At 39.0% G+C, this 22,002-nt stretch carries 20 protein-coding genes; 17 read left to right on the top strand and 3 right to left on the bottom strand.

Translation table 11 applies throughout. From position 1 onward, the window contains the following. Positions 1 to 3: 3 nt before the first annotated feature. Together CLV96_RS02845 and CLV96_RS02840 are read left to right on the top strand one after the other, a co-directional pair. Positions 4 to 381, top strand: a complete 378-nt coding sequence (locus CLV96_RS02845; RefSeq protein WP_004788445.1) for an FKBP-type peptidyl-prolyl cis-trans isomerase — start codon at positions 4 to 6, stop codon at positions 379 to 381. Continuing rightward, positions 381 to 1,382, top strand: a complete 1,002-nt coding sequence (locus tag CLV96_RS02840) for a PLP-dependent cysteine synthase family protein (protein WP_004788932.1) — start codon at positions 381 to 383, stop codon at positions 1,380 to 1,382. Before CLV96_RS02845 ends, CLV96_RS02840 begins: the two co-directional genes overlap by 1 nt. Here CLV96_RS02840 and CLV96_RS02835 read toward each other — a convergent pair. Beyond that, on the bottom strand, positions 1,379 to 3,085 hold the full coding sequence (locus CLV96_RS02835) for a cyclic nucleotide-binding and patatin-like phospholipase domain-containing protein (RefSeq protein WP_004789005.1): 1,707 nt from the start codon (positions 3,083 to 3,085) through the stop codon (positions 1,379 to 1,381). The genes CLV96_RS02840 and CLV96_RS02835 overlap by 4 nt on opposite strands. A 130-nt stretch (positions 3,086 to 3,215) precedes the next feature. Between CLV96_RS02835 and recN the strand changes: the two genes are divergently transcribed. From recN to CLV96_RS02795, 8 genes are all read left to right on the top strand, one after another. Then, a complete protein-coding gene (recN, locus tag CLV96_RS02830) occupies positions 3,216 to 4,925 on the top strand; it encodes a DNA repair protein RecN (protein ID WP_004788589.1) in 1,710 nt (569 codons plus the stop codon). 75 nt (positions 4,926 to 5,000) lie between these two features. Then, on the top strand, positions 5,001 to 5,618 hold the full coding sequence (locus CLV96_RS02825; RefSeq protein ID WP_040917642.1) for a MotA/TolQ/ExbB proton channel family protein: 618 nt from the start codon (positions 5,001 to 5,003) through the stop codon (positions 5,616 to 5,618). A gap of 6 nt (positions 5,619 to 5,624) precedes the next feature. After that, positions 5,625 to 6,056, top strand: coding sequence for an ExbD/TolR family protein (locus CLV96_RS02820; protein WP_004788434.1), 432 nt, complete (start codon positions 5,625 to 5,627; stop codon positions 6,054 to 6,056). Between the two features lie 4 nt (positions 6,057 to 6,060). Next, on the top strand, positions 6,061 to 8,937 hold the full coding sequence (locus CLV96_RS02815) for a BamA/OMP85 family outer membrane protein (RefSeq protein ID WP_004789040.1): 2,877 nt from the start codon (positions 6,061 to 6,063) through the stop codon (positions 8,935 to 8,937). Continuing rightward, positions 8,938 to 11,121, top strand: coding sequence for an ATP-dependent helicase (locus CLV96_RS02810; protein ID WP_004789126.1), 2,184 nt, complete (start codon positions 8,938 to 8,940; stop codon positions 11,119 to 11,121). 18 nt (positions 11,122 to 11,139) lie between these two features. Continuing rightward, positions 11,140 to 11,568: an LIC11625 family surface-exposed protein gene (locus CLV96_RS02805; protein WP_004788582.1), complete on the top strand. Its 429-nt coding sequence runs from the start codon at positions 11,140 to 11,142 to the stop codon at positions 11,566 to 11,568. A gap of 19 nt (positions 11,569 to 11,587) precedes the next feature. Further along, entirely contained in the window at positions 11,588 to 12,457 is an 870-nt protein-coding gene (locus tag CLV96_RS02800; RefSeq protein ID WP_004788714.1) for a 3'(2'),5'-bisphosphate nucleotidase CysQ, read from the top strand. Continuing rightward, positions 12,451 to 13,590 carry a glycosyltransferase family 4 protein gene (locus CLV96_RS02795; protein ID WP_004788748.1) on the top strand — a complete coding sequence of 380 codons (1,140 nt, stop codon included), beginning with the start codon at positions 12,451 to 12,453 and terminating at the stop codon, positions 13,588 to 13,590. Before CLV96_RS02800 ends, CLV96_RS02795 begins: the two co-directional genes overlap by 7 nt. Here the strand turns inward: CLV96_RS02795 and CLV96_RS02790 are convergent. Continuing rightward, positions 13,573 to 13,881: a hypothetical protein gene (locus tag CLV96_RS02790; protein WP_004788792.1), complete on the bottom strand. Its 309-nt coding sequence runs from the start codon at positions 13,879 to 13,881 to the stop codon at positions 13,573 to 13,575. The genes CLV96_RS02795 and CLV96_RS02790 overlap by 18 nt on opposite strands. Before the next feature lie 77 nt (positions 13,882 to 13,958). Between CLV96_RS02790 and CLV96_RS02785 the strand changes: the two genes are divergently transcribed. The 3 genes from CLV96_RS02785 (at position 13,959) to CLV96_RS02775 (ending at position 17,315) form a co-directional block, all read left to right on the top strand. After that, a complete protein-coding gene (locus tag CLV96_RS02785; RefSeq protein WP_004789276.1) occupies positions 13,959 to 14,492 on the top strand; it encodes a TlpA family protein disulfide reductase in 534 nt (177 codons plus the stop codon). 135 nt (positions 14,493 to 14,627) lie between these two features. Then, complete coding sequence (locus tag CLV96_RS02780; protein ID WP_004788983.1) at positions 14,628 to 16,562, top strand: AMP-dependent synthetase/ligase; 1,935 nt, start codon at positions 14,628 to 14,630, stop codon at positions 16,560 to 16,562. An 81-nt stretch (positions 16,563 to 16,643) separates the two neighbouring features. Continuing rightward, on the top strand, positions 16,644 to 17,315 hold the full coding sequence (locus CLV96_RS02775) for an LIC11631 family protein (RefSeq protein ID WP_004788415.1): 672 nt from the start codon (positions 16,644 to 16,646) through the stop codon (positions 17,313 to 17,315). On the opposite strand, the gene CLV96_RS02770 is transcribed toward CLV96_RS02775, so the two are convergent. After that, a complete protein-coding gene (locus CLV96_RS02770; RefSeq protein WP_243836495.1) occupies positions 17,299 to 17,850 on the bottom strand; it encodes an LON peptidase substrate-binding domain-containing protein in 552 nt (183 codons plus the stop codon). The genes CLV96_RS02775 and CLV96_RS02770 overlap by 17 nt on opposite strands. Before the next feature lie 111 nt (positions 17,851 to 17,961). On the opposite strand from CLV96_RS02770, the gene rfaE1 reads away from it, so the two are divergent. The 4 genes from rfaE1 (at position 17,962) to kdsA (ending at position 21,998) form a co-directional block, all read left to right on the top strand. Beyond that, complete coding sequence (gene rfaE1, locus CLV96_RS02765) at positions 17,962 to 18,975, top strand: D-glycero-beta-D-manno-heptose-7-phosphate kinase (protein WP_420813651.1); 1,014 nt, start codon at positions 17,962 to 17,964, stop codon at positions 18,973 to 18,975. Between the two features lies 1 nt (position 18,976). Next, on the top strand, positions 18,977 to 19,465 hold the full coding sequence (rfaE2, locus tag CLV96_RS02760; protein WP_004788552.1) for a D-glycero-beta-D-manno-heptose 1-phosphate adenylyltransferase: 489 nt from the start codon (positions 18,977 to 18,979) through the stop codon (positions 19,463 to 19,465). A gap of 63 nt (positions 19,466 to 19,528) precedes the next feature. Beyond that, entirely contained in the window at positions 19,529 to 21,151 is a 1,623-nt protein-coding gene (locus CLV96_RS02755) for a CTP synthase (RefSeq protein ID WP_004789023.1), read from the top strand. Position 21,152: 1 nt separating this feature from the next. Continuing rightward, the gene (gene kdsA / locus CLV96_RS02750; protein ID WP_004789216.1) at positions 21,153 to 21,998 is read left to right on the top strand and encodes a 3-deoxy-8-phosphooctulonate synthase; all 846 of its coding nucleotides are present in this window, start codon (positions 21,153 to 21,155) and stop codon (positions 21,996 to 21,998) included. The last annotated feature ends 4 nt before the right edge of the window (positions 21,999 to 22,002 follow it).

Here is a 22,002-nt window from a genome sequence, read left to right as displayed (position 1 = left end):
ACTATGAAACGGTTTTCAATTTTACTCGGATTTTTATTTTTATCAGCCAGTCTTTTCGCAGACGAACTTCTCATTCAAGACACCAAACAGGGGTTAGGGCGAGAGGCCATTCGCGGAACAACTGTTGTGGTTCATTACACAGGAAAATTAACAAATGGAAAAGTTTTTGATTCTTCTGTGGATCGTGGTGAACCATTTAGTTTTCAATTAGGCCAAGGCCAAGTCATCCAAGGTTGGGAACGAGGCATTGTGGGAATGAAAGAAGGTGGAAAACGAAAACTTACCATCCCTCCACAATATGGGTATGGAGCCCGTGCCATCGGTCCAATTCCTGCGAATTCCACTTTGATTTTTGATGTCGAACTGATTAAAGTAAAATAATGATAGATCCAATTTCCAAAGGCATCGATGACCTAGGCAATAGCCTTTTACAGGCACTGAATAACGTACAAGGTATCTTTGGAAAGGAACTTTCCGTTGCCAAACCCATTCATGACAATATCCTACAGTTGATTGGAAACACTCCTCTCATTCGATTGAATCGAATTGGATCGGAGTATTCTGGAGTTCAATTTTACTTAAAAGCTGAATTTTTAAATCCGACTGGTTCTGCCAAAGATCGTACTGCCATAGCGATGTACATCGATGCGGAAAGAAGAGGAAAACTAAAAAAGGGAATGAGCGTGGTTCTTGTTGGTGCTGGTTCATCATCAATCAGTTTCACTTGGATTGGCAAGGTAAAAGGATATCCCGTTTATTGTTTGGTTCCCCTTCATACGGCACCGGAAAGAATTCAATTGCTCCGAAGTTACGGCGCAGATGTGACTGTTACCGGTGAAGGAGACCTGAGTCGTTTGTATGACCTTGCTGAAGAAAAGGCTAAAAAACTCGGTGGGTGGATTCCTGACGAAGCATCTAATCCGGCAAATCCCAATTTTCATTTCAAAACTACTGGGCCTGAAATTTGGCGAGATTTGCAAGGTAAGGTGGGGGCTGTGATTTCTGCTCCTGGTTCTGGTGGGGCCATTACAGGAATTGGTCGGTATTTAAAATCCCAAGACCGCCGGGTCAAAGTCATCATAGCTGGAAAACAAAACTCACCGTTTATGGAATATGGAAAAACAGATAATCCAAAAGAAAGGGAAAGAATCCAACTTCCAGCTGTTTATGATCCAAAACTCATCGATCACTACTTTCATGTGACCCAAGATGAGGCACTACACCTACAAGCAGATCTTTACGAAAAGGAAGGAATTTTTGCGGGGCTTACAACGGGCACTGTGATTACAGGAGCACTTAGGTTTTCTGAATCCCTTTCTGAATCAGAAAAGAATGAAAGAAATCCTTATAACATAGTAATCCTATCTCCAGATAGAGATTAGTTTTTTTCGCTAAACAACTGTTTGATTTCATCTAGGGAACTTTTTGCCACGGTTTCCCCTAGTTGGATGAACTCCGCACTCCGCCAGAATTCAAACCAATTGGAGTTTGGTAAGATTGGATTTAGATACACATCAGCTTCCTGAGCACTATACTTTCCAATACGGTATTGCAAAGAATACAAACTATTCACAATGATATCCAATACATTCAAATTCAAAAGTTTGTTTGTTTTCATTTCATCTTTCGAACTAGGCATTGAATTGATAGCGATGATCTTCCCCACACCTTCATGGGTTAAGGCAGAAACGGGAAGTGGATTGACGATCCCTCCATCCACATACGTTTTTCCATTTTCCTGGGGTTGGGGTACAAATACGCCAGGGATCGAAATACTCGACATCACTGCATCCAAAACCTTACCTTCAGAAAGAACAATTTCTTGTCTTGTCGAAATATCGCAACTGATGAGCCTGAGTTTGATCGGTAAATCTTCAAAATAAAGATCTCCCAAATACTTTTCAAGAAGGGAACGGACATGTTTTCCATGAAGAAGGCCTTGTCCAGGAAAAGACAAATCTACCAATTTGAACATTTTAAAAATACTATCAATCTCACCAAGCAGCGGTAAGATTCCTTTGTAACCAAGACCGCTGGCGAAGAAAGCACCAATGATAGCACCGATACTGGTTCCTGCTATCATGTCCGGAATGATTCCTTCCTCCTCCAACACTTTCATGATCCCAACCTGCGCAAGACCCAAGGCAGCACCTCCGCCAAGGGCCACACCCATTTCTACGCCAGAAAGTTCTCTGGCTTTTCTTCGAATAAAAATTTCCCATTTCCCGTGGTCTAAAATATCTTTGATATTTGTTTCGTGATAAAGGATTTCGTTTTCTTTCGACTCTTTCGTTATTGAATCGCAGAGATTTATTTTTTTTTCTAAAGATACAAAGTTTTCAATATGGTCGGCTTCATCAATTAACAGACGTTTTAGCTCTTCATCTGTTTCCGGAAAAACTTCTAAAAAAATAAAGGAATGACTCGCATAATGTTTTCCAAGTGTCTCTTTGATTGAATCTGAATCTTTAAATTTATATGATTTCACATAAAGGTTCTCCGCTTGGCCATTTTGTTGGAAATGCAGGATAACCGATTTTTTTCCAGATTCTTTTTCAATGGTTTGCACAAGTTCCTTCGCTATTCGATCTTTAGCAATTGGATCCGAATGAACAAGGCAAACCACTGAGTTACGAAAGAATTCTCGTCCTCCGAGAAGTTCACTTCGCAACGATTTTGTTAACATTTTTGAAAACGTAATAGAAAGATAAGGGATTTTTTGGATTAACTTTTGGAAACCTGATTGGGATAGAACAAGAAATCTTGATTCACTAACGGTAACGGCTGTATGGCTGTGTTTTTCTCCTGTTAGTAAGGATTGGATTCCAAAATACTCTCCTTTTTTGAGGTATTGAACCTCCTCCTCTCTTTTCACTTCCCCTTTTTTGGGGAGGAAAAGTTTGATCCCACCAGAAAGAATCAAAAATAAACTTCGGTCCGAGTCACCCGCCGTAAATAGTGTTTCTTCTCTTTCTGCTTCGACAATATGAACGGATTCTGCCACCCAAACCTTTTCTTTTCGTGAAAGGCCTCGGAACAAGGGAAGGCTAGAAACTAGGTGAATTTTTCCTTCTAAATCTTTCATATAGTGTCCTTTCCACCAGAGTTTCAGATTGGAAAAAGAGAGAAATTTCGTTTTTTGCCCAATTCTAAAAAATTTCATTGACTATATTTTTGTTAAGTAGTAACTGTATGTATAGCAAACAGGAGTCTATATGATTACACATTTGAAAATTAAAGATTTTGCCCTCTTCGAATCCCTGGAACTTTCTCTTGCGGATGGTCTCTCTGTCTTCACTGGCGAATCTGGTGCCGGAAAATCCTTAATTTTCGATGCGTTGGCGTCTTTGTTTGGTGGCCGTTGTTCTACAGCCAATATCCGGCAAGGAAAGGATCGGTATTCTTTGCAGGCTGTTCTTTCTTTGACCGGACAAAACTTAGCAAAAGACTATTTGATGGAGCAAGGTTTCCGTTATACGGGAGATGAGATTATCATTACAAAGGAACTGATGAAGGATGGAAAGGCACGAGTAAAAATCGGCGAGAGCCTCGCTTCCACCACTCATTTACGAGAACTTGGAAAAACCATGGCGGAGATCCATTCCCAAAATGAACAACTCTTCTTATTGGAAAAATCAAACCAATTGGAGTTTCTTGACCGTTTTGGCAATTTGGAGTCTCTTAAATTTAAATTCAAATCCGCTTTACAACAATACCGCCATTGGAAACAAAAACTCACCGATTTCGAAGAAACAAGGCGTTCCATGATCAAACGAAAAGAAATTTTGGAATATGAAATTGAAGAGATTGAATCCATTTCTCCAAAAGAAGGTGAGGATGAAAGTTTAACAACAGAAGAATCTCTTTTGGCAAATGGTGAAAAACTTGCAGAAAACTACCGTTTGGTGTTAGAGGAATTGACTGAAAAAGAGAATTCGATTTTAAAAGTTTTCCCCACCCTCATTCATGCCATTCAAAAAATTTCCATTTTAATTCCTGAAAAAAAGGAAATGTTAGAAGAATGGGAAGAAGTCTATGACAGATTAAAATCGCTTAAGTCTGTCATTCGTGAAGAAGAAGAAGAGTTATTTTTTAGTCCCGAAAGATTGGATATGGTGCAGTCCAGACTACAAGATATTAAAAAATTGAAGAAAAAATACAATGTTAGTTTAGCGGAAATCAATCTTCTTCTCGAAGAAAAAAAATCAGAACTCGAACGTTGGAATGAACAGGCTGGCGACGAAGATTTTTTACGAATCAAAAAGGACCAATGTTTAAACGAGATGAAGGAACTTGGATTTCAATTGTCTAAGTTACGTCGTAATGTCATTTCCCAGTTTGAAGAAGAAGTCCAAAAGGAAATGGTGGATTTAGGACTGGAAGGTGGAAAACTCCAAGTCGTCCTTCGTTGGGAAGAGAATCCTGAGGGAGAAGTGGAAGAGGGCTCTAAGTCTTATTTCCTTTCAGAGTCAGGACTTGACCAAATTGAGTTTTACTTTAGTGCCAATCCAGGCGAAAAGCCAAGACCCCTACGAAAAGTGGCTTCTGGGGGAGAATTGTCTCGGGTCATGCTGGCCCTTCGGAGTGTTCTCGGAAAACAGGCACCTTCGCCCCAGATGTTGGTACTTGACGAGGTTGACACTGGTCTTGGTGGGGAAGCGGCAGAAGCAATGGCAGTAAAGCTCAAAAAACTAGCAAAGAACTCTCAAATTCTTCTGATTACGCACACCCAACAGGTAGCAGCTTCAGGGGACCACCAAATTAAGATCGAAAAACGTCAAGAAGGTGGTCGAACGGTCTCTTCTGCTTCTGTTTTGGATTTTGAAGAACGAAAAAGGGAGCTCGCACGTATGATTGGCGGCAAACAAGTGACATCAGCAGTCTTGAAAGCGGCTACAGATCTTTTGATGAAAAAAGCAGGTTAGCCGTCTAAAAATAGTATTTGGCGAAAAAGGGAAGACTGAAAACTCTATTCGTAATCCTTCAATGGGGTCTCATTCATGTTTTTTCCTTTCGCTAAATCAGATTCAATCATTTCCTCGGTTCCACCACAGACCATACCCATTTTAATCATCTTCGTTTCTATTGTCGGTTTCACCATCATCGTGGAACGACTTGTTTACTATTGGAGATTAAAAGCGATCCCACAAGACCATTTCCGACGTGTTAGGGAATTGGCTCGTGAACAAAAATGGGACGAAGCAAAGGATGTTTTGGGCCAAGATGTTCAATCACCGGCTGCAGTTCTCTTGCGTATGGCATTTGATCTTAAACGTCGAGGGGTTCAGTTCTGGGAAGAAGACATTCGCCAAGAAGGTTTCAGACAAATTTATTTGATGGAACGTTATTTAACTGGTCTTGGAACCATTGCCACCATTGCACCATTACTCGGAGTTCTTGGAACGGTCATTGGAATTGTTCGGTCCTTTGCCGAAGGAGCTGGAACCCAAGGTGCAGAAGTTGGTATTTCTGAAGCTTTGATTACGACGGCGATGGGACTTGGAATTGCGATTCCTGCTTACATTTTTTATAATCTTTTCTCTCGAATGAAAGAGGAAAGAATCACAGAAATGGAAAACGTAACAGATTTGGTGTTACCTCACCTAAACAAACGATAAACCTAAATGAAATTTCGCAAAACGCAAAAATCATTTAATAACATCGAACTTGCACCGCTTATCGATGTTATTTCCTTTATAGTGATTTACTTTTTGATGAATGCAACTTTAGAAAAAAACACTGCATTGAAAGTAGAATTACCTCGTTCATCCAGTGTGGCTAAAGAAAAACAAAAAGATGAACTTGTCATCACTGTAGACAAACAAGGGAAAATTTATTTGGATCAAAATTCGGAACCAGTTCCACTTGAGGGACTAACTGAAAAAATCAATGGTTTCCTAGGTCCTGAAAAGGAAAGAGACCCTAAAAAAAATAAAGTCATTATTCGTGGAGATGGTGGTGCGTCTTACCAGGTTGTGGTTAAGGTAATCGATGCAGTGAATGCTGCGGGTGTTAGTCGCTTTAATCTTGCTATGGTAAAAGGCACATCTAAGTGATTTTTTGAATATTCGAAAGAAAATAAAATTTATTAGTTTTTTTGTTTTATCTCTCCTTTTACTAGTTTCGGCAGAGTGGGTTTCCCTTTGGTCGAACCGCTCAGTATTTATAGATAAAGTCATCACCAAGATTGAGTTTAAGGGGAATATCAATACTTCTTCCGATGACATTTTGGATTTAATGGACATGCGCCCTGGGATGCAATTGTCGCAAGGTCTTTTAAACGCAGACATGCGTGCTCTTTTTGTTTCCGGGTTCTTTTATCATATCGACATCCAAGGTGAGGCTGACGGAGAAGGAGTTAAAATCCTTGTTGTTGTAAAAGAACGACCTCGTGTAAAGGACATTGACTTTATCGGTGCTGATGAAGTATTTCCTTCTGATTTACGTGATAAAATTCCGCTAAAAGAAAACGAGGTGATCACTCCGAAAAAAGTGACTCTATCCAAAGAGGTAATTTTGAAAAAATACCGGGATGAAGGTTTCTTTTTAGCATATGTACGTTTTGAAACAGAACCAGTAAATCCTGAAACAAACACGGTAAAGGTGAAATTCATTATTGATGAAGGTGAAGAAATCCCGGTCAGTAAAATTAATATCTTTGGAAATAGCGAAATTGATACCTACGATATCCAAGGTATCATGGATTTGAAAGAAAGTGGGATAATTGAATCAGGTGTATTTAAAGAATCAGCCTTTGAATCTGATAAACAGAAAATTTCTGCTTATCTAAAATCAAGAGGTTATGTTGATGCGGAACTTAGTAACGAAGGAACCAACTGGGAAATTCGTTGGGAAAATCCTCAGAAAAAAGACAAACGTGTAGTGATTGTTAACTTTAAGATAATTGAAGGAGAACAATACTTCTATAACGGGTATTCCACAAGTCATGATATGACAATTGCTCCCAATGGAATGCCCCAATTTTTAAACAAAGAGAATAATCCGATTGGAACTCCAAAAGAAGAATGGGCTCCAGTATACCCTGTGAAGTATTTAGAAGACCAATTTGAATTTGCGCCAGCTGATGTGGGTGAAGTTTTTGATGAAACAAAGTTCCAAAAAGATAGGGCTTCCATTAATGAAGCCTATTCGGCTAAAGGGTATTTATTTGCGCAGGTAATACCTCGGAGAAAGGTAATTGAGTTAAGCGATGGGTCTTTGTCAAGATATGAAAACTGTGATAAACGTGGAAGTTCAGATGCAGCACTTGATTGTAATGAGGAATACAGTCGCCTAAATGTAGCGAAATTAAGAAAAATCTATGAAGATGAGCCAAAGTTACGAGGCAAAAAGTTCATCCATGTCGACTTTACGATTCGTGAAAACAACTTAGCTTTCATTGAAAACATCATTATCAAAGGAAATAAAAAAACACAGGATCGCGTGGTTCGCAGAGAACTTCTTTTTAAACCTGGTGACCTTTTTAACTCCACCCTTGTCAATCGTTCCAGAGAACGTATCTTTAACTTAGGTTATTTTAAAGAAGTTAACTTTAACATGAGACCGGGTTCCGATGAAACTAAAATGAACCTCATTATTGAACTTGTGGAACAACCCACAGGAACAGTTTCAATGGGAGGAGGATACGGAACGATTACTGGATTCTCTATCTTTACTCAATTAGGTGAAAATAACTTAAATGGTTCAGGACAACAAATCACTGGTCGGGTAGAGTTTGGTCCAATTCGACGTTATTTGCAAATATCTTGGACGGAACCTTGGTTTATGGACAAACCTTGGTCGCTGACTCTTTCTGCTTTTTATTCATCTAGAACTTTATATGTGGGAGCGACTTCCATTACAGAAAACAACAACCAAGGGATTAAAGAAGTTGCTTCCTATGAACGTTCTGGTGTGGGAGTGAGTGCGGGACTTGGGCATAGGTTTCTCATTAACTGGACTCACTTCCATCGTTATTCCCCGTCTTTTTTTGCATCAACTAGGCCAACCTCACTTGTATCGGATCAAGTTTTAGCAGAAGTGGATCGTGGTTGGCAATTTCGATCTCAGTTAACCAACGGTATTGCCTATGATAGTCGCGATAACGTTTTTAACTCCACACAAGGTTTTAACTTAATTTTTTCCGTGGATAATGTTGGTCAATTCCTCGGGGGAGAAAGTCATTTCGATCAGTTCAGTCCAATTTTAGAATATTATCATACTTGGTTTGATTATACTTTTTTTGGCCTCATTCGCAAAAATGCACTTAGGCGATGGCGGGTGGTCCAACAATTTAGAACCTCTTCTGTGTTTACATTTGAAAGAACTCCAAAGTATAAAAATCAAGATAAAGAACGGATCCCATATATACAGGTCCAAGACCGATTGTTTCTTGGAGGGTATGAATCACTTCGTGGTTGGTTTTTTGATGATAAATATTATCCTGATGAATGGAAGGATGGTGCTTCCAGTCGGGTTTTATTTACTTCTGAAATGCGATTCCCGATCGAACCTTCGTTACTTTGGTTTGTTGTTTTCTTTGATGCTGGTGCAATGTATGAACAAATTAATCGTGCTGTGGGAGAAAGAAAAGAGTTCTTCAAAAACTATGATTCATTAGTTCAGGCACAACGCTCAAAAGAACCTGTTGAAACGTACCTGTATGAAAATTATAATTCCTATGGACAAAAACTTCCGGACTCACCTCTTGTTGTCAACGATCCTGGTAATTTGGTTCTTTCTAGTAAAAACCTTTCCATGTCAAACTTCCGATTTTCATGGGGATTCGGATTAAGGATTCAAATTCCTGTATTGCCACTTCGTTTGTATTTTGCGCAAAGAATTCGTTATACTGGTGTGGAAGATAGGCCGTTTGGTCTATATCCGGACAATAATAGTTTTCAGTTCGTTTTTGGTATTGGAGATATGCGATTCTAAGTGGAGTTAGTTGGGCTTAATTCCGAACAGAAAAAAGCTGTTGAAACAGTTGATGGACCTCTCCTGATTCTTGCGGGTGCAGGTTCAGGTAAAACCAGGGTAATTACTTACCGAATAGCCAACCTCATTCTCAATCATAAGGTTTATCCGAATCAAATTCTTGCCGTTACTTTTACAAATAAGGCTGCTGAGGAAATGCGCAGTCGTTGCCGAAGTTTATTACCTGAAGGGAATGCAGAACCATTCGTTCGTACCTTCCATTCTCTTTGTTTGTATTTGCTACGTCGGGAAGGAAAAGTTTTGGGACTTGGGAACAATTTTACTGTTTATGACAGTGATATGCAAGAGTCTCTCATTAAAGAAATCTTAAAGTCAAAAGATATGGACACTAAGGAGTTTCGTCCTTCTAGTCTTGCTAATATTTTTTCATCGGCAAAAGATTCTTTTATGACAGCAGAAGAGTATGCCAAAAAAAAAGCAGATGATTCTTATACTAAAACAATTGCCTCTGTCTTTTTAGAATATGAAAAAAGAAAAAATTTACGGAATGCTTTGGATTTTGGTGATTTGATCTTAAAAACAGTCATTTTATTTCGTGATTTCCCCGTTATTTTGGAAAAATACCAAAGGTTATGGAAATACATCATGGTTGATGAATACCAAGATACCAATAAAATTCAGTATCATTTGGTACAGTCTCTTTCCTCTTTTCACAAAAACCTCTGTGTAGTAGGCGATGATGACCAATCAATCTATTCTTGGCGTGGTGCAGATATTTCGAATATTCTAAATTTCAAGAAGGATTACCCGGAAGCAGTTGTTGTTAAATTAGAAGAAAACTATCGTTCTACAAAAACGATTATTGAAACGGCTGCAGCTTTAATTTCTAATAATAAACAAAGAACAAATAAAACGTTAAGAACGGAAAATCCCTCAGGAGATAAAATCAAACTTACTTCCTACCAGAACGAGATTGAAGAAGCAGAAGGGATCGTACAAAAAATTCAGGCAAATGCTAGACGGGGACAAAAATATTCGAACTTTGCAGTGTTTTATCGAACCAATTCGCAATCTCGTTATTTTGAAGAAGCATTGAGAAAAAAAGCAATCCCATATAAAATTTTTGGTGGGTTTCGTTTTTTTGACAGAAAAGAAGTAAAGGATTTGATCGCATATCTTTCTGTAGTTGTAAATCCAGTAGATTCCACCTCCCTTCTTCGAATCATCAACTCGCCACCGCGCGGTATCGGTGATACAACAGTGAATCGTTTATTATCCTATTCCGTGAGTGAAGGTCTTTCTTTATTTGAGTGTTTGGGGAAACCTGTACCTGAAATCAAAAAAGGAACTTCGCAAAAGTTATCTTCCTTATATAGGATGTTTGATTCTGCGATGGAAGATTTAGGGAAAAAAACTCCTTCTGAAATTGCTTATGATGTTTTAGAACATTCAGGTTATCGTGAGTTTTTAGAAAATGAAGGTACTGAAGATTCCTTTTCTAGGTTATCAAATTTAAACGAATTTGTGAATGCATTGAAGGAATTTGAAGAAAATAATCCTGAAGCAACACTTGAAGAATATCTTGGAAATATATCTCTCATAACCAGTGAAGAGAACACAAAAGATTTGCCTGACTATGTCATCTTAATGACTGTTCATAATGCAAAAGGTCTGGAATTTCAACATGTATTTATGGCAGGGATGGAAGAGGGAACTTTTCCACATTTTCTATCCATTGACTCAGCAGATGGTTTGGAGGAAGAAAGAAGACTTGCTTATGTAGCAATTACTCGGGCACGTAAAAATTTAGAAATTAGTTTTTCTCGGTTCACTCGAAAGTTTGGTGAAGTAGAAGCACGATTGCCTTCTCAATTTTTGGAAGAACTACCAAACCAATTCATTGAGGGAGAATTCACTGAAAATCGTTTCGGTGTCAGGAGACCAGAGTTTTCACCCAAAGCCGAAAGATTTCAGAAGTCAGAAGAGAAATTTGAAACTGTACTAGCAAAGTCTGGCGATGGTGATTTTCAGGTTGGAACCAAAGTGCGGCATAAAGTTTATGGAGAAGGTCGTATTTTAACCATCTCGGGGTCGGGGGACAATCGAAAAGTAGAAGTTCGATTTGGATCTCATTTGGATAAAAAATTCTTATTGGCATACACACCATTAGAGATAATTTCATGAACTAGAAGAGGAATGGCTATGAACCGATTTTTGGCTTTAAGTATAATTGTATTGTTTCCATTAGCATTAGTAAATGCACAGCAGAACTCTGGTTTGGCGGAAGAGTTTACTAAGTTAGAAGATTTCCTTCGGAATCCAAAATTAACAGACGAACAAAAAAGAAAGAATTTTGAATCCAATATGGTGAGTTCAGTTCGAAGTACTCTTTCTAAACGTCTTGCAAATCCAAAAAAGGAGTTAAAAGACCTTAAGTTTCAGGATTTACAAACGGAAAGACCGGATGGAACAAATACTTTTTTTGTTAAATATAAAAACTATTATTTCCAATACCAATTCCCGGTTGATCCAGAAACTTATGTTACTTCTCCTTCGGAAGAGATTGTGCTTGAAAAACCGGAAGGTTTGGATTTAGGTTCAAACGCTCATAAAGAAGAAAAAAAGAATTAAGATTAATTATCAGGACGGAATGGAAGAAAAAGATTTTCAGGAAGTTTGGCGGTGGGTATTATCTGTTGGAGATTCCATTTTATCCATTTATAAATCTGATTTCCAAATTCGCGATAAAGGTGGCAACGACCCTGTCACCGAGGCTGATTTGTTTGCAAGTGAGTTTCTTTTTGAACGAATCTCTTTACGTTTTCCTAACCACGGATTTTTATCCGAAGAAAAAACAGATACAAACAGACGTTTGGATAAGGAATGGGTTTGGATTTTAGATCCTATCGACGGCACTCGTGAATTTGTAAAAAAAAATGATCAGTTTGCTTTGAGTTTGGGCCTTGTCCGTAACGGAGAAGCGGTTTGGGGAGTGATTTTTAATCCAGCAACCGGAGAATTTTTTTCCAAAATAAGAAATACTTTTTTTGCAAAATTACAACACCCATTTTCTACAGAAGAAAATTTCAGAACCCTTGTAGTGGAGAGTGGGTCCGTATTGCATCCGTTAGAAGAATTGAAACCTGTATCTAGTAAACCAGTATTACTTGTGTCGTTATCAGAAATGAAGGAAGGACTGTTTTCCGATTCTTTTTGGAATGAAGACTTTGAAATCCGATCTATGGGAAGCATCGCTTACAAATTGGGACTTTTATCTGCTGGTTTTATAGACTTAATTGTTTCCTTAAAACCTAAAAATGAATGGGACATTTGCGGGGGCATTGCTCTTTTGGATGAAGAGAATTTCACTTCATTTCCTCTAAAAGATAAAGGATATCATTTTAACCAGTCCAATACCCTATCTTACGGATTGGTTGCCGGTAAAAAAACTGCTGTGCAATATTTAGAATCCAAAATTGATATCCACCAATTGTCTCTCAAGGTAAAAGAACGATGGTAAAAACCAAACGAATTGGCCTTGATGCGAGGCCTCTTTCTACTCGAGTTTCTGGAGTGGGAAGACTAATTGCGGAGACATTAAAAGCCTTCCCACACAAAGAAGAATACGACTTTTTTTTATTCTCTCATTTACCCATCCATGAAGACCACAAAGCAGTATTGGCTTTGCCAAATATTACTTGGGTGAATGGTGGAGGTTTTTTGAAATGGAAAGGTGGTTTGTATTATAATCTATACATTCCGTTTTATTTGTTGAAACATCGATTAGATCTTTTTTGGGGATCACAACAAGTTTTACCGCCATTTCTGCCAAGTTCATTAAAAGCGGTTCTTACATATTGTGATTTGGTTTTGTATTTGTATCCCGAAACTATGCGTTGGATAGCAAAAGTCCAACAAAGATTGTTTCAACGATACTCTGTTAAGCGATCAAGTTTTATCCTGTCTATTTCTAAACAAACAAGCAATGATATGTGTCGGAAATTTGGTTATCCCCTGGACCAAACAGGTGTTTCCTATCCAGGTGTGAATCCGACTGAGATGACAAAACATTTAGAAACGAAAATTTCCAACCGAGTAAAAGATTTGGGAACGGATTATCTATTATCAGTTTCCACAATCGAACCAAGAAAAAACTATCCATTTTTACTTGAGGTGTTTCGAGAATATCGTAAGGCAGAACCACATCATTACAGGCCATGGGTGATTGTGGGAAAAATTGGATGGGAAACACCAGAGTTTATCGAAGAATTATTACAAGAACGAAGTTTGTACAAAGACATTCATATTTTGGATTCTGTTTCTGATTCTGAATTACAGCATTTATACAAAAGAGCCGGTTTATTTGCTTTTGCCAGCAAATACGAAGGGTTCGGGATTCCCATGGTAGAAGCTATATTTCACGGGTTAAATTGTGTGGTTTCTGATATTCCCACCTTTCATGAAATTGGGAAGGATGGGGTTACCTATCTTCCATACCAGACCAAAGAAGACGCAAAACTTTGGGCCGAAACTATCAAAAGGTATTTTGAAAATCCGAAATTACAAGAAGTATCTATTTCTGAATTTACTTGGGAAAACGCGGCCAAGATTACAGAGGAAGTTTTTAGAAAGGTTTTAGAAGAAGGAGAATAAGCCTGTCTTTTTTGTGACTACTCCAGAATAAAGAATTTTAGATTTGTCTGATTGGGGGAGGACGTGCAAATGAAACCGATCTTTCGTCATGGCTTGGATTTCACACTCCCAGTCTGCATCTTTTGCAACCAACTTGACTCGGTCACAAAGCACTTCCGATTCTAGAATCCAAACAAACGAAAATTCAGATTTTCCACGTTTGAAATGAGCTCTGATTTCTTTGGAATTTGCTTTCCAAGTAACGGTTGTTTCATCTCCAGTTTCATAGGGTTGAACGGTTGAAGGAATCATAGAAATTCCTTTCCCAGTCCAGTTTCCCTTTACGTAATCATTCCATTCGTCTAAGTTGGAGAAGTAATTGTAAATCAATGAATTCAAATAGTATGACCCAAACTTTGCGACACGTTAAATCCAGTTTTTATCTAATGATTCTTCTTTCTCTTCTTTTTTGTAAACCACAAGGAGAACCGAGCGATTTTTATCCTGAGTCACTGCTCGGAGTCCAAGGTGGATCTGAACGAATGGAGGATTGGAAAGGGAAGGTTGTTGTCTTAGATTTTTGGGCGACTTGGTGTGAGCCTTGTGCTAAGGCAGTGCCAACAATCAACAAGTGGAAATCTTCTGTTTCGGAAAAGGACTTTGTCTTTCGCGGAATTAACACTGATACGACAGAGCCTGTTGAAAAAATTAAAAAAGACATGGAACGATTGAAGATGAGTTACCCCACCTTACTCGATAAAGACTGGAAAATGACAGATTTTTATCATGTAGATGGGATTCCTTGCCTCCTTGTCTTTGATCGGTCAGGAAAAATCGTGTATCGGCAGTATGGATTGGTTGGGTCTGACCTTTCTGGACTTGTCATTCGCTCGCATGTTTGGGCAAACTCTGATCTGCCATAATTGTGCAATGCGAAACAACATTTTGATTTTCCCTTGAATTCAATGACAAGATTGAAAATGTCTTGACTCATGTTCGTTAAAAAAGTCCCTTAAAGATACCTTTTTACGTTTTCTTTTGAGAAAGGAGTCAGAATAATGCCAGCCAATTTGCCCGAACTCTTCCAGCAGAGTGCTGAAAAATTTGGGAACCGCCCCGCGTTCGTTAGTAAGGACGAATCGAAGTCCTATCAACCCGTCACTTTTAAAGAAGTATATGATCTTGGTATCAACTTAGCAGAAGCTCTCATTGATTTGGGTGTCGCTGCTAAGGAAAATGTTGCCTTGCTTGCCGATAACCGATTGGAGTGGATTGTTTCCGATTATGGGATACTCATGGCCGGTGCAGCAGATGTTCCTCGCGGAACAGACATTACCGATTCAGAAATTGCTTATATTCTAAATCATTGTGAAGCAAAGGTAATTTTTCTTGAGAATGATAAAATGCTCGAGAAATTCCAAAAGAACCGCTCTCAATTAGAATTTGCAAAAACACTCATCGTTATGGATAAAAAATCCACAGCCACAGGTGTTTTAAAACTTTATGATCTAATTGAAAAGGGAAAAGAACTTCGTGCAAAAGGTTCTAAAAAAGCAGAAGAGCGAATGAAAGCTATTGCTCCTGATGATCTCTTTACAATCATTTACACTTCTGGAACGACAGGGATGCCAAAAGGTGTTATGTTGAAACATAGCAACATGATCCACCAAACATCTGTCATTTTAGGAAGTATGATCGAAATCAAACAAGATGAAAGAATGTTGTCTATCCTCCCTGTATGGCACGTATTTGAAAGAGTTTTTGAATACTTAGCCATTGCCGCCGGTTGTGCCACATACTACACCAATGTTCGTGACTTACGTGATGACATGAAAAAGGCTAAACCTACTTTTATGGCATCTGCCCCTAGACTTTGGGAAAGTATCTACAACGGAATTTACACTAGAATCAATGATCCAAAACAAACACCAGCTCTCCGCCGTGGTTTGTTCAACTTGGCTTATTTTTTCTCGAAACATTTTAATGCAGCGACAAGGTTTTTAAAAGGAAACCAGGTGGATTACGTGGGAAGAAATCCCATTGTTTCTCTTTTCAAAGGTTTCTACTATTTAACTGTTGCTATCATTTTGGCCGTTCCATACTTCCTATTGGATTTAGTGGTTCTTTCAAAAATCCGTGAGGCGACTGGTGGGGAACTCAAGGCTTCCGTTTCTGGTGGTGGAGCTCTCCAAAGACATGTGGATGCATTTTTCAACGATATTGGAATCAATGTTTTGGAAGGATACGGAATGACGGAAACGTCTCCGGTCATCTCTGTTCGAACTTTTAAAAAGTTAGTCCAAGGTTCTGTTGGAGTCATCACTCCTGAGACTTCGGTCCAAATTCGTGATGATTTAGGAAAGGTTCTCACACATGTGGATGCCAACCAAAAACTCATTTCTGGTAAATATGGGGCACGTGGGGTCATCCACATCCGCGGACCACAAGTGATGAAAGGTTATTATAAAAATCCAGAAACGACTGCTAAGGTTCTTAAAGATGGCTGGATGGATACGGGAGATATTGGAATGTTTAATTTCAAGAAGACCCTCACCATTACTGGTCGTGCGAAAGATACTGTCGTTCTCCTCGGTGGGGAAAACGTAGAGCCGGTTCCAATCGAAGATAAATTGACGGAGTCTCCTTATATTGCACAAGTTATGGTAATTGGGCAGGACCAAAAGAATTTGGGAGCGCTTGTCGTTCCTGATTTTGATAAGTTAACTGAGTGGGCAAAAGAAAACGGAATTTCTGAGACTGACAAACAGAAACTCATTGAAAATCCAAAGGTTCTCGATTTCTACAAAAAAGAAATCAAAGCCCTTAACAATACCAAAACTGGATTTAAATCCTTTGAACAGGTTACCCCTTTTATTCTCATTACCAAATCCTTTGAGGTGGGTGATGAATTAACAAACCTATTCAAAATGAAACGACATCTGATTACAGAAAAATACAAAGATAAAATCGCTGCTTTGTATGCTGGTGATTAAGACGATTTAAATTTATACCGCCCGCGAGATTCCGGGCGGTTTTTCCTCTTCCCTTTTTCTCTTCCCGTCGATACTCTAATTGTGAATCGATCGGACGGCTCTTTAGTTTCCTCTTCTACAGGCGTTTTTTACCCCTACCAACACCAGGACTTTTATGCGATGGATTCTCTGTTTTTATCTCCGCTGAAACAGGAAGAAGTTTGGGACTTTCAATCTGTGACCCAAGTCCATTTGGGATTTTTAGGATTTTTGACCTTACGAGGTTTTTTACGGGAAAGTTTGTCCTTACCTAAACTCCAGGTCAGAGGGTTTTCCAAACATTGGAAAACATACTTAGCCAAAGTAAATTTTTTGGGAAAAGGGGTCCCTTGGGAATCGCAAGAATTTATTCCTAACCTGGTTTCTGATTTAATCATTCCTACCACTGAGTTTACCGGAAAAGGGCACTGGACTCGAGAATTTCATTGGGAGAGGCAAGAAAAAGATACAACATCTGTTTTCTTTTCTGCAACCAACAAACAAAGCGAAGGTGACATCGCAATTAGTGATCTGATGAAAGATTTTTTACAATATTCTCAAACTCACCATTATTTAGAGCGGGCATATATCCGCAAAGAAAACTCGAGTTATTTGTATTTGAATTCAAAAGAAACGAACCCAAGGGTGTTTTTTCGTGAAAACCCGACAGATTTGCCGGAATTTTTATTTTTAGTCGCAGAGTTGAAAATCAAACCTTCTACTCACTCAAATTAAGACCAAGTAAAACTGTTTTCAGAAGGTCAGCTTTGGTTTCTAAATGAGTGGTTTCTAAAATGGTTTGTTTGGTTTTAAAATCGAAGTAAATGAGTGAGGCGATAAAATCGACTGGAAAAGGATGAACCAAAATTTGATTCATTTTAAGGATTAGGTCTTCTTCGGCACCTTCGGCAAGTAAGATTCGTTTGGTGAGAACAAGTAATTCTTCGATTTTTTCTTTTAAAGTATCGGAAACATTTTTGTTTCTTTGGTGTTCCCGACGCACAATTTGTGCGATATAAAATGGTTCTGTTGAATCCAAACTTACAATCTCAGCAGTGCCGATTCCTTCTAAAATGATATTGGATCTCCCATCCGGTAAGGATTCTTTTTGGATGATATGCCCGTAACCCACAACTTCTGGGATGGGCGGAAGTCCAGCACCAATCCAATTTTGGGGATAGGGTGCCATTCCGAGTTCTCCACCGTTTTCCATACAAAAATCGAGCATCATCCGATACCTAGGTTCAAAGATATGGAGAGGCAAAAACATTCCCGGAAACAGAAATACATCTGGTAGGGGGAAGAGAGGTAAGGGGAAGGTTGACACAGAGAAAGGTTTTAGATTCTCTGTTTAGTTGTAAACCAATTCAAGGATCTGGCTTTGTTGAAAATAAAGAAAACTTCACTTCGTAAATCTTTCGAGGATTTAGGCAAAATCAAAGTGCTTGTGATCGGAGATTTGATTTTGGATGAATATTTGATTGGCACAGTCGAACGAATTTCTCCTGAAGCACCAGTTCCAGTGGTTTGGGTTCGAAACGAAAAACAATCCTTAGGTGGATCGGGAAACGTAGTACAGAATTTATTTTCTCTCGGCGTTGCAGGTTCTGTTTTTGGCCGGATTGGAAACGATAAAGCGGGTGATTCATTAGAAGGGTTACTCCTTGCCAGTTCGGTTTCAAAAGAAGATTTGGTACTATTAAAATCCAATACTCTCCCTACCATTTTAAAAACAAGGATCATCGCTACCCACCAACAGATTTGTCGGGTGGACAGAGAGGAAGTAGTTCCTCTTTCCCGGGAAGAAGAAGATTTGATCCTAAAACAATTTGAATCGAAATTAAAAGAATGTTCCGCTGTGATATTATCGGATTATGATAAAGGATACCTGACTCCATCACTGATTCAGTCGGTGATCGCCATTTGTAATCGAGAGAAAAAAATTGTGACGGTGGATCCGCAAGTCAGTCATTTTTTCTTATATAAAAATATACATATCATGACCCCGAACCACCATGAAGCGGGAAAAGCATTGTCGAGAAAACTAATGACTGATTCTGAAATCGAAAGGGCTTGTCGGGAGATCTCGGAAAAACTCACACCCGATGCGATGATGATCACTCGGGGTGAAAAAGGAATGTCTATTTATGAAAGAAAAACAGATTCCTTTTACCATATCCCGACTGTTGCCAAAGAGGTATTTGATGTGACGGGTGCTGGAGATACCGTGATAACCACATACACTGCCTTTGTCGCTACAGGAATGTCAATTGCGGATGCAGCTCTTATTTCTAATGTCAGTGCCGGTATCGTTGTGGGTAAGTTAGGTGCCGCTACTGTCACACAAACAGAGATTGAGGAAGCTTTAGATACATTGGGATATTTGGAGGGATAACATGAGTTTCTACGAAAATTTAAATTCAAAAATCATTCCCTCCGACCAGATTGAATCCAAAAGAAAAACTTTGGAGGGAAAACGCATTGTATTTACAAATGGATGTTTTGATATTTTACACCCGGGTCATGTGAGTTATTTAGCGCAGGCTCGTGATTTAGGAGATTTACTCTGGATTGGAGTCAATGAAGATGCCAGTGTTAGGCGACTAAAAGGGGAGACTCGCCCCATCAATTCTTGCGAAGACAGAATGATTGTCCTTGCCGCTCTTTCCTCAGTGGATTTTGTTTCCTCGTTTGCCGAGGATACTCCTCTCGAAATCCTAAAAAAGGTAAAACCTTCCGTCCATTCCAAAGGTGGAGACTACCAAGTGGAAACCCTGCCGGAATACCAAATTTTAAAAGAGATGGGAGCGGATATTCAAATTTTACCCTTTGTCTCAGGAAAATCGACAACCAAGATTTTAGAAAAAGCCAAATCTCCTTCCTAAACGTATTGATTTTGGACCCAAATCCCACCACTCTGTAAAAAACATTCTTTTTTGAGGTCCATTTTGTCCAAGACCAGATATATTTTTATTACCGGTGGCGTTTCCTCTTCTTTGGGAAAAGGCGTTACCGTTGCAGCTCTAGGTTGTTTGTTAGAAGCCAGGGGTTATACCGTCTCTTTACAAAAAATGGATCCCTATATCAACATTGACCCAGGTACAATGAGTCCGTACCAACATGGGGAAGTGTATGTAACCGAAGACGGAGCTGAAACCGATTTAGATTTAGGATATTACGAACGGTTTACAAAATCTAAATTTTCTAGAAAAAATTCCGTATCCACGGGACAAATTTATCACGCGGTAATTGAAAGAGAAAGAAAAGGCGATTATTTAGGAAGAACCGTTCAGGTTGTACCACATATCACCAATGAAATTCGTAATCGAATTTATAACCTAACCCGTGACCAAGAAACAGACTTTGTGATTGTGGAAATTGGTGGGACGGTAGGAGACATTGAGTCTGTTCCCTTTCTCGAAGCCATTAGACAAATGCGTTACGAACATGGTGCAAACCAAGTGTTGTTTTTGCATCTAACTCTTGTCCCAACCATTACAGCAGCCGGCGAAGCCAAAACCAAACCGACTCAACACTCGGTGAAAGAATTACTAGCTCTTGGAATCCAACCAGATATTTTAATTTGTCGAATCAACAAACCAATGTCCAAAGAGATGAAAAATAAAATTTCTCTCTTTTGTAACGTAAAAGAACAAAACGTAATCTCTGCTGTTGATATTGATACTTCAATCTACGAAATTCCTCTCATGTACCGGGAAGACAAATTAGATGAAGTGGTTTTGAATGCCCTTGGTATGGACCTTCGAAAACTCAATTTTTCCCAGTGGGAAAATATGGTTAAAAAAATTCGTAATACGAAAAAGACCGTAAAAGTTGCGTTAATTGGAAAGTATATTTCTTTGCAAGATGCTTATCGTTCGGTTTATGAATCACTCGCTCATGGTGGCATTGCCAACGATGTTGAAGTGAATGTGATCAAGATCAATCCGGAAGATATTGATTCTAAAAATATCAAAGAACACTTAAAAGGTGTGCACGGAGTTTTGGTTCCGGGTGGATTTGGTGAACGTGGGATAGAAGGAAAAATTGCGGCGATTCATTATGCAAGAACCAAACAAATTCCGTTTTTTGGAATTTGTCTCGGGATGCAATGTGCTGTCATAGAATTTGCAAGAAATGTACTGGGTTTCAAAGATGCGAACTCTACAGAATTTAAACCCAATGTAGAATACCCTGTGATTTCTATGATAGAAGAACAAAAAGAAATCGAACGTATGGGCGGAACCATGCGCCTTGGAGCTTATCCTTGTATCGTGAAAAAGGGAAGTCTTGCTTATTCGGAATACAAGGCAGAACGAATTTCTGAAAGACATAGACATAGATTTGAATTCACTTTGCGTTATAAAGATGACTTTGAGAAAAAAGGAATGAATTTGACTGGATTTTCGCCTGACGGGAGTTTGGCGGAAATTGTCGAAGTGGCAAATCATCCATGGTTTGTAGGAGTTCAGTTCCATCCAGAATTTCAATCCAAACCAACAGACCCACATCCACTGTTTGCTGGATTCATTCGAGCAGCATCAAAACTAGCTAAAAAAACGGAGGATTAAGATGTACGATTTAATTGAAGAAAGAGAATTTTTCGGTAAAAAAATCGGGGGTCGAAATCCCTTCTTTTTAATTTCCGGACCATGTGTGATGGAAAACAAAGATTTACTCGACCGAGTTTGTGGAGAGATGAAAGCCATTTGTGATGACTTGGGGATTGTTTATATTTTTAAATCTTCCTTTGATAAAGCCAATCGCTCTTCTATTAATTCTTACAGGGGTCCGGGTCTAGAAGAAGGAAGAAAACTTCTAGATTTTATCAAAAACAAATACAATGTTCCAGTGCTTACCGACATCCATGAAACCATCCAAGTAGATCCTTTAAAAGACACAGTTGATATCTTTCAGATTCCAGCTTTCCTTAGCCGCCAAACCGATCTCATTGCGAAAGCGGCGGAAACCGGAAAATGGGTGAATGTAAAAAAGGGCCAATTTATGGCACCAGATGACACTCGTCATATTAAAACAAAAATTCAAGAATCTGGTTCAGAGAAGTACATGGTAACCGAAAGGGGAGCCAGTTTCGGTTATGGAAACTTGGTGTTTGACCTACGTGGGATTCCTATGATGCATAAACATGGGATTCCGATTGTTTTTGATGCAACCCATTCCGCACAACTTCCGGGAGCAGCAGGAAATATTACTGGTGGGGTTCGTGAATTCATTCCTCACATGGTGCGTGGGGCAGTTTCTGTTGGTGTGGAAGGACTTTTTATGGAAGTTCACCCCGATCCAGAAAAAGCACTATCGGACGCCACCACACAGTTTCCATTAGCTAAGGCAAAAAATCTTTTAACACAACTTCTCGAACTTGATCGTTTGGTTAAAACCAAATTTTTAGAGGCCTAGAGTA

Source organism: Leptospira meyeri, from assembly GCF_004368965.1.
GTDB classification, from domain to species: domain Bacteria; phylum Spirochaetota; class Leptospiria; order Leptospirales; family Leptospiraceae; genus Leptospira_A; species Leptospira_A meyeri.
This window is presented reverse-complemented; position numbering and strand designations above follow the sequence as displayed.

Bases quoted from the DNA above. Each gene is read 5' to 3' on its own strand.
- CLV96_RS02845 (WP_004788445.1), top strand. From the start codon at position 4: ATGAAACGGTTTTCAATTTTACTCGGATTTTTATTTTTATCAGCCAGT.
- CLV96_RS02840 (WP_004788932.1), top strand. From the start codon at position 381: ATGATAGATCCAATTTCCAAAGGCATCGATGACCTAGGCAATAGCCTT.
- CLV96_RS02835 (WP_004789005.1), bottom strand. From the start codon at position 3,085: ATGAAAGATTTAGAAGGAAAAATTCACCTAGTTTCTAGCCTTCCCTTG.
- recN (WP_004788589.1), top strand. From the start codon at position 3,216: ATGATTACACATTTGAAAATTAAAGATTTTGCCCTCTTCGAATCCCTG.
- CLV96_RS02825 (WP_040917642.1), top strand. From the start codon at position 5,001: ATGTTTTTTCCTTTCGCTAAATCAGATTCAATCATTTCCTCGGTTCCA.
- CLV96_RS02820 (WP_004788434.1), top strand. From the start codon at position 5,625: ATGAAATTTCGCAAAACGCAAAAATCATTTAATAACATCGAACTTGCA.
- CLV96_RS02805 (WP_004788582.1), top strand. From the start codon at position 11,140: ATGAACCGATTTTTGGCTTTAAGTATAATTGTATTGTTTCCATTAGCA.
- CLV96_RS02800 (WP_004788714.1), top strand. From the start codon at position 11,588: ATGGAAGAAAAAGATTTTCAGGAAGTTTGGCGGTGGGTATTATCTGTT.
- CLV96_RS02795 (WP_004788748.1), top strand. From the start codon at position 12,451: ATGGTAAAAACCAAACGAATTGGCCTTGATGCGAGGCCTCTTTCTACT.
- CLV96_RS02790 (WP_004788792.1), bottom strand. From the start codon at position 13,881: ATGATTCCTTCAACCGTTCAACCCTATGAAACTGGAGATGAAACAACC.
- CLV96_RS02785 (WP_004789276.1), top strand. From the start codon at position 13,959: ATGAATTCAAATAGTATGACCCAAACTTTGCGACACGTTAAATCCAGT.
- CLV96_RS02780 (WP_004788983.1), top strand. From the start codon at position 14,628: ATGCCAGCCAATTTGCCCGAACTCTTCCAGCAGAGTGCTGAAAAATTT.
- CLV96_RS02770 (WP_243836495.1), bottom strand. From the start codon at position 17,850: ATGTTTTTGCCTCTCCATATCTTTGAACCTAGGTATCGGATGATGCTC.
- rfaE2 (WP_004788552.1), top strand. From the start codon at position 18,977: ATGAGTTTCTACGAAAATTTAAATTCAAAAATCATTCCCTCCGACCAG.
- kdsA (WP_004789216.1), top strand. From the start codon at position 21,153: ATGTACGATTTAATTGAAGAAAGAGAATTTTTCGGTAAAAAAATCGGG.